The 15,419-nt window shown below is 66.2% G+C and carries 10 protein-coding genes; 4 read left to right on the forward strand and 6 right to left on the reverse strand.

Annotation, left to right across the window (positions count from 1 at the left end; all coding sequences use genetic code 11):
- The first annotated feature begins 68 nt into the window (after positions 1–68).
- Positions 69–341 carry a hypothetical protein gene (locus G528_RS15985; protein ID WP_035718601.1) on the forward strand — a complete coding sequence of 91 codons (273 nt, stop codon included), beginning with the start codon at positions 69–71 and terminating at the stop codon, positions 339–341.
- A 2-nt stretch (positions 342–343) separates the two neighbouring features.
- Positions 344–838, forward strand: a complete 495-nt coding sequence (locus G528_RS0100985) for a SixA phosphatase family protein (RefSeq protein WP_026917338.1) — start codon at positions 344–346, stop codon at positions 836–838.
- Between the two features lie 73 nt (positions 839–911).
- Here G528_RS0100985 and G528_RS0100990 read toward each other — a convergent pair whose 3' ends face one another.
- Both G528_RS0100990 and G528_RS18340 read right to left on the reverse strand, forming a co-directional pair.
- Positions 912–2,684 (reverse strand): FAD-dependent oxidoreductase, encoded by a 1,773-nt coding sequence (locus G528_RS0100990; protein ID WP_084637963.1) that lies wholly within the window; start codon positions 2,682–2,684, stop codon positions 912–914.
- 46 nt (positions 2,685–2,730) lie between these two features.
- The gene (locus G528_RS18340; RefSeq protein ID WP_156890314.1) at positions 2,731–4,035 is read right to left on the reverse strand and encodes a hypothetical protein; all 1,305 of its coding nucleotides are present in this window, start codon (positions 4,033–4,035) and stop codon (positions 2,731–2,733) included.
- A 215-nt stretch (positions 4,036–4,250) separates the two neighbouring features.
- Here G528_RS18340 and G528_RS0101000 point away from each other — a divergent pair, with 215 nt between their 5' ends.
- Both G528_RS0101000 and G528_RS0101005 read left to right on the forward strand, forming a co-directional pair.
- Positions 4,251–4,763: a nucleoside deaminase gene (locus tag G528_RS0101000; protein WP_026917340.1), complete on the forward strand. Its 513-nt coding sequence runs from the start codon at positions 4,251–4,253 to the stop codon at positions 4,761–4,763.
- An 82-nt stretch (positions 4,764–4,845) separates the two neighbouring features.
- A complete protein-coding gene (locus G528_RS0101005; RefSeq protein ID WP_245569635.1) occupies positions 4,846–5,850 on the forward strand; it encodes an alpha/beta hydrolase in 1,005 nt (334 codons plus the stop codon).
- A gap of 109 nt (positions 5,851–5,959) precedes the next feature.
- Here the strand turns inward: G528_RS0101005 and G528_RS0101010 are convergent, their stop codons facing one another.
- From G528_RS0101010 to G528_RS17955, 4 genes are all read right to left on the reverse strand, one after another.
- Positions 5,960–9,916, reverse strand: coding sequence for a DNA-directed RNA polymerase subunit beta' (locus tag G528_RS0101010; RefSeq protein WP_026917342.1), 3,957 nt, complete (start codon positions 9,914–9,916; stop codon positions 5,960–5,962).
- A gap of 60 nt (positions 9,917–9,976) precedes the next feature.
- Complete coding sequence (gene rpoB, locus G528_RS0101015; RefSeq protein WP_026917343.1) at positions 9,977–13,477, reverse strand: DNA-directed RNA polymerase subunit beta; 3,501 nt, start codon at positions 13,475–13,477, stop codon at positions 9,977–9,979.
- A gap of 321 nt (positions 13,478–13,798) precedes the next feature.
- The gene (locus tag G528_RS0101020) at positions 13,799–14,569 is read right to left on the reverse strand and encodes a hypothetical protein (RefSeq protein ID WP_026917344.1); all 771 of its coding nucleotides are present in this window, start codon (positions 14,567–14,569) and stop codon (positions 13,799–13,801) included.
- Positions 14,569–15,402, reverse strand: coding sequence for a hypothetical protein (locus tag G528_RS17955; RefSeq protein WP_051198158.1), 834 nt, complete (start codon positions 15,400–15,402; stop codon positions 14,569–14,571). The genes G528_RS0101020 and G528_RS17955 overlap by 1 nt, the downstream gene beginning before the upstream one ends.
- Positions 15,403–15,419: the final 17 nt, after the last annotated feature.

The following is a 15,419-nucleotide window of genomic DNA, read 5'->3' on the forward strand; positions in this document are numbered from 1 at the left end:
GTTGCTGGTCACTGTGCGGTGCCGCGCGTCGGCGCGAGTTCGTCGGAGGGTCGTTCTACGGTGTCACCATGACCTATCGCAGCGAGCTCGAACGGCTCACCACACTGACGGCCGAGGAGGTCGCGGACGCCTGCGCGGGGCGACGCCTCTCGGTCCTCACGACGCGATGCATCGACGAGGTGATGGAACTCGACGCGCTGGCCGACGAGGCTCTCGCCGACGACGATTCCGAGGGGCACGCGTACTACCACCAGGAGGCCTCGGCCTGGCGGGAGACCGCCCAGCTCCTGCGGGCGCTGACGCACGCGTCGGCCCGCGGCGGCGCGCACGGGGCGGCGTGACGGTGCCGGCGGTTCCCGATCGGACCCTGGTGCTCCTGCGCCACGGTAAGTCGGCCTACCCGGCGGGGGTGGCCGATCACGACCGGCCGTTGAACGAGCGAGGTCTGCGGCAGGCGGCGCTCGCCGGTGAATGGCTCGCGGCCGACGGACTGCACGTCGACGCCGTCCTCTGTTCCACCGCCGTGCGGACCCGGCAGACCCTGGACCGCACGGGGGTCGAGGCCCCGGCCCGGTTCGTCGCCGATCTGTACGGCGCCACGCCGTGGACGATTCTCGAGACGCTACGGATCGATGCGCCGAGCGACGCCTCGGTGGTGCTGGTGGTCGGGCACTTCCCCGGGCTGCCCGAGACTGCTCTGACCCTGGATCCGGGAGCGACCATCGATCGTTTCCCCACGTCCGCCTATGCCGTGGTCGGCGTCGGCGTCCCCTGGGATCGGGTCGGCCTCGATGCCGACCCCGACGGCGCCATGACCTCGCTGCGCATCCCTCGCTGACCCACCGCCCGACGCTACTGCCTCACGCGTGCCCTCACGGGTGACGTACCACGTGTCGACGGCCTCCTGCGGGCTATGCCCTGTACGGGCTCACGACGTCGAACAGATTGGGCCGACCCGCGGCGTACCGACGATCGTCTTCGTCCCAGAACGGGCGGAACAGCGGCGACGGCTCTTCCAAGGCGCGAACCCACGCGGGTGACGCACTCGAACCGGCCGCGTCAAGGATCGCATTCGCTGCCCGTCTACCTCCCTCGACGGCGGAGTCGACACAGTCCGCCTCCGTACTGGTCATCGCACACGACGATCCGAAGAACAGGTTGCCTATCTTCCTCGCATCGTTGTTGGGGAAGTACTTGTAGCCGCTGACGGGATGCGTGAAGCAGGGTTCGTCATTCACTATTCTTCCGTCTCGACCGAACTGGTACTGCGGACCGAGCTCAAAACGGGCGAGACCGCGAGCGATATCGATGTCGAACCTCCCGTACTGCGCCTTCATCTCGTCAAGGTATTCCATTTTACTCGACATTTGCGGAATTCGTTTTCCGAGAAGACCCTTGCGTTGAACCTGACCGACGTCCACGGTGAGATAGTCACGAACCTTTCCATCGCCATAATAGTCGGAAAAGGTGAACGGCCACAGATCTGAATACTCAAATGCTGCCCAGAACCACCGAGAGTGCAGCATGGGCGCGACGAGATCGGGACGCTTGTAGTAGAAGAGGTGAACCGCAGCGAACGGCTCTTTTCCGTATTTCGCCAGGCCACTCAACCTCGGATCGGCCGAGAGGATCTGCGGATTCATCACCGTGGCACACTTATCAGGCGGCATCGCAAGCACATACCAATCGGCATCCACAGCAGAAATTCTCCCAGCGGAGTCTCTCACAAATGCTCGATCGATGGTCTTGGCCGAGCACGCAAGCCTGACCAAGCGTTGACCCGTGTGAAATCGAACACCACGTTTCTCGAGGTATTCACGCCATGGGCGCACGAGAGCATCGTTGGTGGGAGCAGAGAATATACCCATCAACCGCTGGTCGTACAACCCCTCAGTCCCAAACCAACCCGATATTCGCAGAAGACCGTTGGCCATCGCTTTCGCACTGACCGTGTCGAGCGCATTGCCGAACTGCCCCCAGGCCTCATCCCACACGAAGCTCGTAAACGGATCCAGCTTCTCAGCACCCGTGAACTGCGGCACGCTGACATTCTCCAGGACTTGAGATCGCCGCCTCTTTCCGCTCGTGATGATGGCCATCATCTTCGATACGATTAGAGCGACGTCCGCAGGATTGACCTGAGGAAGCTCCGCGGCGAAGCTCGAAAGAGCCTTGACCATCGCGGCCTCTCGAATGTCGAACCCCTTGCGCGGCGTCACCGCCTTCAGCAGACTGGTCACGAACTGCACCACAAACCCCATGTCGTCGGCTTGGACTTTGAGGATGTTGTCCTGTACCGACCCCCTGCGAGACAAGGGTATTCGCTCGAACATCGGGTTCATGTGAGGGTATCCCCCGTAGAGCACATGCAGCCCCGGCTCGATCGGCAGGCCCTGTCGACCGCCGGATGCCGTGCCGGGCACCGGTTGACTCCGACATTTCCCACCCAGCACCGCGTGCCGCTCGAAGACACTCACCGAGAAACCCCGTTCGGTGAGTTCCTGCGCTGCCGTCAGGCCACCCGGTCCGCCACCGAAGACCGCGACACGGCGACGAGCCCGCGGTGCGGCGGACACCGAAGGCGCCGCCAGACCCAATGCCGCGACGGACGCGGCCGTCGCACCCGCACCCACGATGAAGGCCCGGCGAGAGATCTCACCGTCGTGTGAGTTTCCGATGGCCATTCGGGACCTCCTAAAGCATCGACGTCGCTTTTCAGAAATGTTCCGTCTACTTTTTGATGATCCCGAGGCTCCGCAAGTAGTTTGCGAAGGTGAATGTGGCGAACCGCGTGTGCTCGTAGGTCCCGAAGGATCCGGGGCCGGTCGACGCCGGAACCTCAGCGATGCTCAGCACTCCCCCGGGGATGTAGTCGTGACTCTGCGGGTAGAAGACTTTCGACATACCCGGCTCTTCAGAACCGGGTGCGCACGTCACTTTCACCCACCCCGGAATCGGGTAGCCACGAAACGGCGGGGTGATATCCGGAATCAGTCCACGACCATAGCTGTAGTCGCCGAATTTCAGTGTGGTTTTACTACACATCCGCTGCCGCTCCGGTCGCGCATCGATCAGCATTCCACTATACCGCCCCTGAGCATTAATTATTCCGAAGAACTGGGATGCGCCGCCGTCGGGTTCGAGGATGTCGTCGAATTCCCAACCACGCCATGAGGTAGCCGGGTTCAACACGCTGTTCATTATGCTGGGGAACATGTTCAGTCTGCTGTACTCTCCGCGCCATCCATCCACATTTATTGTGCGACCGTTGAGCGATACAGTTCCGTGAAGCTCACTATTGATGACCGCATCGACGTTGGTCGGCTCGGTCCCGCTGTTCGGCCCTCCGACAGGAATGTGATAGTAGTCCCCCGGAAAAATATGGTCCGCCGTGAAGTCGGCTTCTGCGAGTGGTGATCTACCCTTCACCTGCCAGGTGTTCGAGACCGAGTCGTAGTTGATGTTCAAACTCGACGAACGAAGTCCGGGCTTCCCGTCACCAACCGCCACTCCCGGCCACGGCGTTGCGGGAAGACCCTTTTTCAAGGCGAACATCCCGTTGAGGAATGGAAACTGCGGTGCCGACGTGTACGGCATCCTCAAGAACGTCCATACCATGGGCCCCGACGACCCGACGTTCAGTGCAGGCCACAGCGGTTCCGCATCTATCAAGCCCAAGAACTCCCGCGGATTTCGCGGATTCTTTAACAGCCACCATGCTATATCGGCCTGGCCACTCAGCCGACCGAGTGCAGTGTCTGCCGGCGTCGCTGTTCTCGCCTCCATTCCCGGGGACGGCGGTGCGGTGTCATACGACAGCGGTTCGTACTTCTGCCAATCAGGTACGGCGGCCGATCTCGACCGCGGCGCAGCATGAGCGGTCGCTCCGGCTGCGGGTACGACTGTCAGCGCCGTCAGCAAGATCGCAGCCGTCATGCGCAACCCGAGGGATCCCAGCGCGCGATCGACACCGGATGCGATGGACGCCGCTCCCCCGTGACGTGATGCCGATGTATCGGCGGCCGGTTTGAACATGGATCCGAAAGTACGCGGATACCCGACAGCCCAATGTTGCGAATATGCACAACTCCCGTCGGGATCGGTCCGGTATGGGAGCGTCACCCGCATTGCCGCATACGCGGCGTGGCCTCTGAGTGACCGCAGGCGACGTCGATCTCGAAACTCCATGGCGTCCCGGCTTCATCACCCACCGCCCGACGCGCGTCGAGCACCGGATGTACGGTCGAGGCATGTCAGCCCCGATCACCGCCCCGTCGTCGGCGGATCTGGTTCACCTCCGCCGGTGTCTCACCCTCGCCCGCGAGGCCCTCGACGACGGCGACGAGCCGTTCGGCTCGCTCATCGTCGACGAGTCCGGCGACGTCCGTTACGCGGATGTCAACCGTGTGGGCGGCGGCGACCACACCCGGCATCCCGAGTTCGCGATCGCCCGGTGGGCCGCGGAGAACATGGCGCCGCAACAGCGCGCGGCGGCGACCGTCTACACCTCCGGCGAGCACTGCCCGATGTGCGCGGCGGCGCACGCCTGGGTGGGTCTCGGCCGCATCGTGTACGTCGCGAGTTCACAACAGCTCGCCGCGTGGCGGGAGCAGTGGGGACTGCCGCCCGCCCCGGTGCTCCCCCTTCCGGTCAACGCCGTCGCTCCCGACGTACCCGTGTCCGGTCCGGCGGACGAGCTGCTCGACGAGATCCACGACCTGCATGCCCGATCGGCCGGAATCGCTCCACCCCGCATGGAGTGAACGACACGGGGCGCTATCGATTCGGCAACGGCCCGGCCCGGCGATCTCGCACGTCACCGCCTCGCTCCGTACTCTCAAGACCGTGAAATCACCGGCTGCACACCGACCGTTCGGCGCGCTCCGACCGCGGCGACGACTCCTCGCGGTCCTGGCCGCGGTGACCGCGGTCGCCGCCTCCCTGCTGACGCCGTTCGCGCCCGCCGCGAACGCCGACCCGCGCGTCTCGGTGACCTCGATCAGCCCGACCGTCAGCCTCGCCTCGGTGTACTCCCCGTCGATGCACCGCTGGATCCGCAGCCACGTGCTGCATCCGCCGGGTGCTCCGGCCGGCCTGCCGACGTTCTACATGCTCCCGGGTGCCGGCGGAGCCGAGGACGGCATCTCCTGGTACAACAACACGCCCATCAAGCGGTTCTTCGCGACCAGACGGGTCAACGTGGTCCTCCCGATCGGCGGCCGCTTCTCGATGATGAGCGACTGGCAGCGTCCCGATCCGGCACTGGGGGTCAACAAGTGGGAGACCTTCTTCACCCGCGAACTGCCGGCGGCGGTGAACCAGCACTTCCGCACCAACGGCGTCAACGCCCTCTCCGGCGTCTCGATGTCGGCGGGACCGGCACTGACGCTCGCGGAGCGTTCGGGGCGCCTGTTCCGAGCGGTCGCCGCCTACAGCGGCTGCCCGGGCGCCACCGATCCCCTCGGACTGGCTGCGGCCACCGCGATTCCGGCGCGAGGCGGCGGCAACGTCCTCAACATGTGGGGCCCGCCCGGCAGTGCCGACTGGGTACGCCACGATCCGATCATCAACGCAGGCCGCCTGCGCGGGAAGACGATCTTCCTGTCTGCGGGCTCTGGCCTCCCGGGTCCCGTCGACGGCGACCCGCTGCGCAACGGGTTCGGGCTCGTCGGCGGCAACGCGATGGAGGCCATCGCCTTGCAGTGCACCTCGGCCATGTCACGACGCTTGAACGGTCTGGGCATTCCACACCGCTTCATCCACCGTCCCGACGGCGTGCACACCTGGGGCCTCTTCTACGCCGACTTCCGTGCCTCCTGGCCGATGATCGCCCGCGCCATCGGCGTCTGAGCCGGCCGGCCGGCGGCAGACCCGACGCGAGTCCGGTCCACAAGGATCAGGCCAAAAAGGATCAGGCCCCGCCTCCCTTCACGGGAGGCGGGGCCTGTTCTCTGACTCGTCAGCGGAAGTCGCCGCCGAAACCGTAGTCGTCCAGCGGGACCGCGGCGCCGCTCGGCGCCCCGAACGCCCCGTCCGGGCTGTAGTACGTGTCGTCGTACGTCGGCAGAGCGTAGGCCGCTGCGCGGGCCTCCTCCGTCGGCTGGACCTCGATGTTGCGGTACTGGTTGATGCCGGTACCGGCCGGGATCAGCTTACCGATGATCACGTTCTCCTTGAGCCCGACGAGTCGATCGCTGCGGCTGTTGATGGCCGCATCGGTCAGCACTCGCGTGGTCTCCTGGAACGACGCCGCCGACAGCCACGAGTCGGTGGCCAGCGACGCCTTCGTGATGCCCATCAGGACCGGACGACCCGACGCCGGCTCGCCGCCGGTCTCGACGACCGAACGGTTGGCGGCCTCGAACTCGGCGCGCTCGGTGAGCGAACCGGGCAGGAACTCGGTCGCACCGGAGTCGATGATCGTCACGCGACGGAGCATCTGCCGGACGATGGTCTCCACGTGCTTGTCGTGGATCGACACGCCCTGGCTGCGGTACACCTCTTGAACCTCGTTGACGAGGTGGATCTGCACCTGGCGCGGGCCCATCACGCGGAGCACCTCGTGCGGGTCGGCAGCGCCCTCGAGCATCTGCTGGCCCACCTCCACGTGGTCTCCGTCGGCGAGCAGACGCTCACTGCCGTCCTCATGCTTGAAGACCCGCAGCCGCTGACGCTTCGACAGCTTGTCGTACACGACCTCTTCGCTGCCGTCGTCCGGGATGATCGTGATCTTGTAGAACCGATCGTCGTCCTCGAGGCGAATCCGTCCCGACACCTCGGCGATCGGAGCCTTGCCCTTGGGGACACGGGCCTCGAACAGCTCGGTGACTCGCGGCAGACCGCCGGTGATGTCCTCACCGACGCCGCCCTGGTGGAACGTACGCATCGTCAGCTGCGTGCCGGGCTCACCGATCGACTGGGCGGCGATGATGCCGACGGCCTCGCCGATGTCGACCAGCTTGCCGGTCGCCATGCTGCGGCCGTAGCAGTAGGCGCACACGCCGGTGCCGGTGGCACAGGTCAGCACCGACCGCACCTTGACCTCGGTGATGCCCGCCGCGAGGCACGCCTCGATGGCCGGATCGCCCAGGTCGTGACCGCGTTCGACGACGACGCTGCCGTCCTCGGCGATGGCGTCGGCGGCCAGCGCGCGAGCGTACGCCGAGGTCTCGACGTGCGGGTCACGGATGATGCTGCCGTCCGCCTGCTTCTCGCCGAGCGGCACGATGATGCCGCGTTCGGTGCCGCAGTCGGTCTCGCGGACGATGACGTCCTGCGAGACGTCGACCAGACGACGGGTCAGGTACCCCGAGTCGGCGGTGCGCAGCGCCGTGTCGGCCAGACCCTTGCGGGCGCCGTGCGTGTTGATGAAGTACTCGGCGACGGTCAGGCCCTCGCGGAACGAGGACTTGATCGGACGCGGGATGAACTCGCCCTTCGGGTTCGTCACCAGGCCCTTCATGCCGGACAGGTTGCGGACCTGGGTCATATTGCCCGTCGCACCCGACTTCGGGATCATCGTGATCGGGTTGTCGTCGGGGTAGTACGCCTCGAGGGCCGCACCCACCTCTTCGGTGGCCTGCTTCCAGATCTCGACGAGCGCGTCACGACGCTCGTCGGGCGTCAGACCGCCGCGCTGGAACTTGCGTTCCAGCCCGTCGGCACGCTCCTCGTAGCGTTCCAGGATCTCGGCCTTCGCCGGCGGCACGAGCACGTCCGACATCGAGACCGTGACGCCCGATCGCGTGGCCCAGTAGAAGCCGACGTCCTTGAGCTTGTCGACGGTCTGGGCGACGACGATCATCGGGTAGCGCTCGGCGAGATCGTTGATGATCACGGCCTGACGCTTCTTCGGCATCTGCTCGTCGATGTACTGGTAGTCACGCGGCAGCAGCTCGTTGAAGAGCACGCGACCCAGCGTGGTGACGATCTCCCACGGCTGTCCACGGGTCCAGCCGTCGGGGAACTGCTCGGCCTCGATCTCGGCGGTCGGGCGCTGCTCGGTGAGCCGCACCTTGATGCTCGTCTGGATCGAGAGCGCGCCGCGGTCGACGGCCATGATGGCCTCGGCCGGGCTCGAGTACACACCGCGCTCCACATCACTGTCGGTGGCCGGGGTGTACTCGCCGGGCAGTCCGTCCTTCTGGGTGGTCAGGTAGTACAGACCGGTCACCATGTCCAGACGCGGCATGGCCAGCGGGCGACCCGAGGCCGGCGACAGGATGTTGTTGCTCGAGAGCATCAGGATCCGTGCCTCGGCCTGCGCCTCGGAGCTCAGCGGCAGGTGGACGGCCATCTGGTCACCGTCGAAGTCGGCGTTGAAGGCCTCACACACCAGCGGGTGCAGCTGGATGGCCTTGCCCTCCACCAGCTGCGGCTCGAAGGCCTGGATGCCCAGACGGTGCAGCGTCGGCGCACGGTTCAGCAGAACCGGGTGCTCGGCGATGACCTCTTCGAGGACGTCCCACACGGCGGGACGCTGACGCTCCACCATGCGCTTGGCGGACTTGATGTTCTGCGCCTGGTTCAGGTCGACGAGACGCTTCATCACGAACGGCTTGAACAGCTCCAGCGCCATCAGCTTCGGCAGACCGCACTGGTGCAGTGCGAGCTGCGGGCCGACGACGATGACCGAACGGCCCGAGTAGTCGACGCGCTTGCCGAGGAGGTTCTGGCGGAACCGGCCCTGCTTACCCTTCAACAGATCCGAGAGCGACTTCAGCGGGCGGTTGCCCGGTCCGGTGACCGGGCGGCCGCGACGGCCGTTGTCGAACAGGGCGTCGACCGACTCCTGCAGCATCCGCTTCTCGTTGTTCACGATGATCTCGGGCGCACCGAGGTCGATCAGACGCTTGAGACGGTTGTTGCGGTTGATGACGCGCCGGTACAGGTCGTTCAGGTCGGACGTCGCGAACCGTCCGCCGTCGAGCTGCACCATCGGACGCAGCTCCGGCGGGATCACCGGCACGGCGTCGAGCACCATGGCCTGCGGATCGTTCCCCGACTGCTGGAACGCGGCGACCACCTTGAGTCGCTTGAGCGCGCGCAGCTTCTTCTGGCCCTTGCCGCTGCGGATCGTCTCACGGAGCGACTCGGCCTCGGCCTCGATGTCGAAGGTCTCGAGGAGCTTCTTGATGGCCTCGGCGCCCATCGCACCGGTGAAGTACTCGCCGAACCGGTCTTCGAGTTCGCGGTACAGGCGCTCGTCGACGATCAGCTCGCCGGGAGCCAGCTTGGTGAACTTGTCCCAGATCTCGTCGAGGGCCTCGACCTCGCGGTTGGCGTGGTCGCGCATCCGCTTGAGCTCACGCTCCGCGGCGTCGCGGACCTTGCGCTTGGCGTCGGCCTTGGCGCCCTCGGCCTCGAGCTCGGCCAGATCGGCTTCGAGCTTCTGCTGCCGCTCGGCGAGCGCGGTCTCGAGGTCGTCGAGGATCGCCTTGCGCTCCACGCCGATCTCCGCCTCGCGGGTCGAGAGCTCCGCGTGACGCAGTTCGTCGTCGACGGCGGTGATCACGTACGCGGCGAAGTAGATGATCTTCTCGAGATCCTTCGGCGCCAGGTCGAGCAGGTAGCCCAGCCGGCTCGGCACACCCTTGAAGTACCAGATGTGCGTGACGGGCGCGGCCAGCTCGATATGGCCCATGCGCTCGCGGCGCACCTTGGCCTTGGTCACCTCGACGCCGCAGCGTTCACAGATGATGCCCTTGAAGCGCACGCGCTTGTACTTGCCGCAGTAGCACTCCCAGTCGCGAGTCGGTCCGAAGATCTTCTCGCAGAACAGGCCGTCCTTCTCCGGCTTGAGAGTGCGGTAGTTGATGGTCTCCGGCTTCTTGACCTCACCGTACGACCAGTTGTGGATGTCGTCGGCCGTGGCGAGACCGATCTTCAGTTCGTCGAAAAAGTTGACGTCGAGCACGTGTTACCTTTCAGAGCTCTCTGGGTTCACCGAGGCGAACCCCGTCGTGAGTGGTGAGGGTCAGTTCGCGAGGTCGTCGACCGTGGCGGACTCGTTGCGCGACAGGTTGATGCCGAGGTTGGCCGCTGCGCGCTCGAGATCCTCGTCGTCGGAGTCGCTCATCTCGATCGCGGTGCCCTCGCTGGAGAGGACCTCCACGTTGAGGCACAGCGACTGCAGCTCCTTGAGGAGCACCTTGAACGACTCCGGGATGCCCGGTTCGGGGATGTTCTCGCCCTTGACGATCGCCTCGTAGACCTTCACGCGGCCGACCACGTCGTCCGACTTGATGGTCAGGAGTTCCTGGAGCGTGTACGCGGCGCCGTACGCCTGCATCGCCCAGCACTCCATCTCGCCGAAGCGCTGGCCGCCGAACTGCGCCTTACCGCCGAGCGGCTGCTGCGTGATCATCGAGTACGGTCCGGTCGACCGAGCGTGGATCTTGTCGTCGACCAGGTGGTGCAGCTTGATGATGTACATGTAGCCGACGGCCACCGGGTACGGGAACGGCTCACCGGAGCGGCCGTCGAACAGCACGGCCTTGCCGTCGCTGTCGACCATCCGCTCGCCGTCGCGGTTCGGCAGGGTGCTGCCGAGCAGACCGGCCAGCTCGTCGTCCTTGGCGCCGTCGAACACCGGCGTCGCGGTGTTGGTGTTCGGCTCCGCGGAGTGCATGTCGGCGGGCAGGCGCTTGGCCCACTCCTCCTCGAGCTGCGCGGTGTCGATGTTCCAGCCGGCCTTGGCGACCCACCCGAGGTGCGTCTCCAGGATCTGGCCGATGTTCATACGACGCGGGACGCCGTGCGTGTTCAGGATGATGTCGACCGGCGTGCCGTCGGGCAGGAACGGCATGTCCTCCTGCGGGAGGATCTTGCCGATGACGCCCTTGTTGCCGTGACGGCCGGCGAGCTTGTCGCCGTCCTGGATCTTGCGCTTCTGGGCCACGTAGACGCGGACCAGTTCGTTGACGCCCGGAGCCAGATCGTCGTCGTCCTCGCGGCTGAACACGCGGACGCCGATGACCTTGCCGGTCTCGCCGTGCGGCACCTTGAGCGACGTGTCGCGGACCTCGCGCGCCTTCTCGCCGAAGATCGCGCGGAGCAGCCGCTCCTCCGGGGTCAGCTCGGTCTCGCCCTTCGGCGTGACCTTGCCGACCAGCACGTCGCCGTCGCGGACCTCGGCACCGATGCGGACGATACCGCGCTCGTCGAGGTCGGCGAGGACCTCGTCGGAGACGTTCGGGATGTCGCGGGTGATCTCCTCGGCACCGAGCTTGGTGTCGCGGGCGTCGATCTCGTGCTCCTCGATGTGAATCGAGGTGAGGGTGTCCTCCTCGACGAGACGCTGGCTCAGGATGATCGCGTCCTCGTAGTTGTGGCCCTCCCACGGCATGATCGCCACGAGCAGGTTCTTGCCGAGCGCCATCTCGCCCTGATCGGTGCAGGGGCCGTCGGCGAGGACCTGGCCGGCCTCGACGCGCTGTCCCTCGTCGACGATCGGGACCTGGTTGGCGCAGGTGCCGTGGTTCGACCGCTCGAACTTCCGCAGACGGTAGCTGTCGCGGGTGCCGTCGTCGGCCATGATCGTGATGAAGTCGGCCGAGACCTCCTCCACCACACCGGTCTTGCCGGTGACGATGACGTCGCCGGCGTCGACGGCGGCACGCAGTTCCATGCCGGTACCGACCAGCGGCGACTCGCTGCGGACCAGCGGAACGGCCTGACGCTGCATGTTGGCGCCCATGAGCGCACGGTTCGCGTCGTCGTGCTCCAGGAACGGGATCATCGCGGTCGCGACCGACACCATCTGGCGCGGCGAGACGTCGAGGTACTCCACGGACTGGGCGGGGACGAACTCCACCTCGGCGCCCTTGATGCGGACCAGGACGCGCTCGTCGGTGATGGTGCCGTCGGCGGCGTAGTTCGTGTTCGCCTGACCGATGAGGTAGCGGTCCTCCTCATCGGCGGTCATGTACGCCACCTCGTCGGTGACGACGCCGTCGACGACCTTGCGGTACGGGGTCTCGATGAAGCCGAACGGGTTGACCCGCGCGTACACCGACAGCGAGCCGATGAGACCGATGTTCGGGCCCTCCGGCGTCTCGATCGGGCACATGCGGCCGTAGTGCGACGGGTGCACGTCGCGCACTTCGAGGCCGGCGCGCTCACGGCTCAGACCGCCGGGGCCCAGCGCCGACAGACGACGCTTGTGGGTCAGACCGGACAGCGGGTTGTTCTGGTCCATGAACTGCGAGAGCTGGCTGGTGCCGAAGAACTCCTTGATCGCCGCCACGACCGGGCGGATGTTGATCAGGGTCTGCGGCGTTATCGCCTCGGCGTCCTGGGTGGTCATGCGCTCACGCACGACGCGCTCCATCCGCGACAGGCCGACGCGGATCTGATTCTGGATCAGCTCGCCGACGGTCCGCAGGCGACGGTTTCCGAAGTGGTCGATGTCGTCGACCTCGACGGGCACCTCGACACCGTTCGGGACGGTCATCGTGGTGGTCACGTTGGGGTCCGCCTGGTGCAGGCGCACCAGGTACTCGACCGTGGCGATGATGTCCTCGGTCGTGAGCGTCGGCTCGCCGGTCATCGGGTTGTCGGTGAGGCCGAGCTTCTTGTTGATCTTGTACCGGCCGACGCGCGCGAGGTCGTAGCGCTTCTCCTTGAAGAACAGGTTCTCCAGCAGGCTCTCGGCCGACTCCTTGGTCGGCGGCTCGCCCGGACGCAGCTTGCGGTAGACCTCCAGGAGCGCCTCGTCCTGGTTGGTGGTGGCGTCCTTCTCGAGGGTCGACATCATGATCTCGGAGAAGCCGAAGCGGTCGGCGATCTCCTCGTTGGTCATGCCGAGTGCCTTGAGCAGGACGGTGACCGGCTGCCGACGCTTGCGGTCGATGCGGACGCCGACGGTGTCGCGCTTGTCGACGTCGAACTCCAACCACGCGCCGCGACCGGGAATCACCTTGACCGAGTGCAGGGTCTTCTCGGTGGTCTTGTCGATGGAGGCGTCGAAGTACACGCCGGGGCTGCGGACCAGCTGGCTCACCACGACACGCTCGGTGCCGTTGATGATGAAGCTGCCCTTGTCGGTCATGATCGGGAAGTCGCCCATGAAGACGGTCTGCGACTTGATCTCACCGGTGTTGTTGTTGATGAACTCCGCGGTGACGAACAGCGGCGCCGCGTAGGTCATGTCCTTGTCTTTGCACTCGTCGATCGACGCCTTGACGTCGTCGAAGTGCGGATCGGAGAAGGACAGCGACATCGAGGACGAGAAGTCCTCGATGGGCGAGAGCTCGCGGAGGACCTCTTCGAGTCCACCGACCGGGTTCTCCTCACCTCGCTCGATCGCCTTTGCTCGCCACTCCGGGCTGCCGACGAGCCAGTCGAAGGAGTCCAGCTGCAGATCGAGCAGGCCGGGAACCTCGAGCGGCTCGTCGATCTTGGCGAAGGAGGCGCGATGTGGCGCGCCCGGGATCATACCCGCTGTGGTTGAGGTGGACTGGCGGTCGAGTGCCAAGATGCGTCCTTCCAACACGAAGTTTCTCGGTGCGTGGCCGTTCGGCCTGCGATGGCGTGCTACGGAACGCAATCGCGTCACACCCCGAGAACCACTCCCCCGAGGGAATGGCTGGAAGGTTGATCGATCAGCGGACAGGAGGCAGCCAGCGCAACGTCCAACTGTATCAGATGATCGACAGATCTGGAAAGACCCGACGGCGGGGGATTGTCCGAGGCTGCCTACCTGTGACAATCAGCTTGTCACAGAGTGACCCGCCGAACGTCTCACGTCAAGCGAAACGCGCCGATTCTCAGTGATTCGCCGAACTCGCCCCACGGGTCACAGCTGCGCGTACTCCGTGACGCGCCACTGATCGTCGTCGTTCTTCTCCAGCGTGAACTGGACGAAGAACTGGCTGCTCTCGGGTGGCGCCGCCTGCCCGTTGACGCTGACGATCATCGACGACTGCCCGACGGCCCGGTCTTCGGTCAGATCCTGGATGCCGACCACGTCGACGCGGCAGTCGGACGTCGACTTGGCCTGGACGATCGTCTTCTTCAGCGTCGGGAAGTAGTCGCGGAACTCCTCGAAGGCCTCGCCGGCGTACTGCTCGTTGAACGCCCGCTCGGACTTGTCCAGATCGCGGTAGTCGTAGGCGAACGGCGTGCACACGGCGGTCTTCGCGAACGCCGACGCCCGATCGGTCTCCCCCTGGTCGACGAACGCCTTGTTCTCGGTGACCCCCGCCCCCGGATGCAGTCCGAGGACCGCGGCGACGGCGGCCAGGACGACGGCGACGGCGGCGACGATTCCGGCGAGGAGGTAGGTGCGGCCGGTTCCGTTGACCGACGGCTCGCGGTCGGCGGCCTTGGAGCGCCGCGCCATGGCCTCCCGCGCGGCGGCGGCCGCGCGACGTTTGCGCTCCACCCCCGACACCGTGCCGCGTGCGGCGGCTCGCGTATCGGCGGGCGCCTCGTCAGCGATCCGGGTGGTGCGTGCGGTGTCGTCGCCGTGCACTCCGCCGACCCGCGGCGAATTGCGGCCCGCGACGCGGGGCGTGCGTTTGGGGCCGCCGGTCGCGCCGGTCTTCCGTGGGCGTCCGGTGCTCATCAGTTCCCCCCTTCCGGGTTCGGCACGACGGGCGAGTTGCCCTCGTCGTACTCGATGCCGGTCAACGCCACGATCTTGGACGCCTTCCACGTGCCGTCGTCGTCGACCATCGTCACGAGGTTCGACTGCGGCAGCACATTGCTCGGGTCGGCCGACGAACTGGCCGTCGACAGGACGAGGACCACCGCGGTGTCGTTGTCGGCGTCGACCTCGGTCGCCGAGCTGCGCACGATCTTGACCTTCAGCTTGGGCGCCTCCTTGGCGCCGTTGGCCTCGACGATCTTGGTGATGTCTGCGCTCAGCGCCTGCTGCAGCGCCTCTCCGGTGAACGACGAGCGCACGCGCTTGCGCCACTCGTCGAGCTGCGAGGTGTCGACCGTCAGGCTGTTCACGATGGCCTGTTCGGCGCCGTCGACGGCACCGGTGCGGACCTGTTCGGCGTGCGCCTCCGTGGTGTAGGTGCGGATACCCGTGTAACCGAAGTAGCCGACGCACACCAGGGCCGCGACGAGCGCCGCGACCGCGACTGCGAGGGCCGCCGACGCCAGCGGACTGCGCGCCGAGGCGACCGGCTCCGCACCCGATTCGGCGACGGCGTCCTCGTCGACGGCCGACTCAGCGGTCACGGCCTCGTCGCCGACGGCGTCAGCGGCTGCGGTGTCAGCGGCTGCGGTCTCTGATTCCCCGGCGCCTGATTCCCCGGTCACCGACTCCTCAGTCACCGGCTCCTCAGTCACCGACTGCTCGGTCACCGCGTCATCGGTCGCCGCGCTCGTCGTCACCGACTCCTCAGTCACCGCCTCGTCGGGCGTGCCGTCCTCATCGTGTGTCATCGAGCGCAACTGTAGTC

Origin of the sequence: Gordonia shandongensis DSM 45094 (genome assembly GCF_000423025.1) — a bacterium.
Taxonomy (GTDB): domain Bacteria; phylum Actinomycetota; class Actinomycetes; order Mycobacteriales; family Mycobacteriaceae; genus Gordonia; species Gordonia shandongensis.

Excerpts from the sequence above, each read along its gene's own strand:
- G528_RS15985 (WP_035718601.1), top strand. The coding sequence starts at position 69 with ATGACCTATCGCAGCGAGCTCGAACGGCTCACCACACTGACGGCCGAG.
- G528_RS0100990 (WP_084637963.1), bottom strand. The coding sequence starts at position 2,684 with ATGGCCATCGGAAACTCACACGACGGTGAGATCTCTCGCCGGGCCTTC.
- G528_RS18340 (WP_156890314.1), bottom strand. The coding sequence starts at position 4,035 with ATGTTCAAACCGGCCGCCGATACATCGGCATCACGTCACGGGGGAGCG.
- G528_RS0101000 (WP_026917340.1), top strand. The coding sequence starts at position 4,251 with ATGTCAGCCCCGATCACCGCCCCGTCGTCGGCGGATCTGGTTCACCTC.
- G528_RS0101020 (WP_026917344.1), bottom strand. The coding sequence starts at position 14,569 with ATGAGCACCGGACGCCCACGGAAGACCGGCGCGACCGGCGGCCCCAAA.
- G528_RS17955 (WP_051198158.1), bottom strand. The coding sequence starts at position 15,402 with ATGACACACGATGAGGACGGCACGCCCGACGAGGCGGTGACTGAGGAG.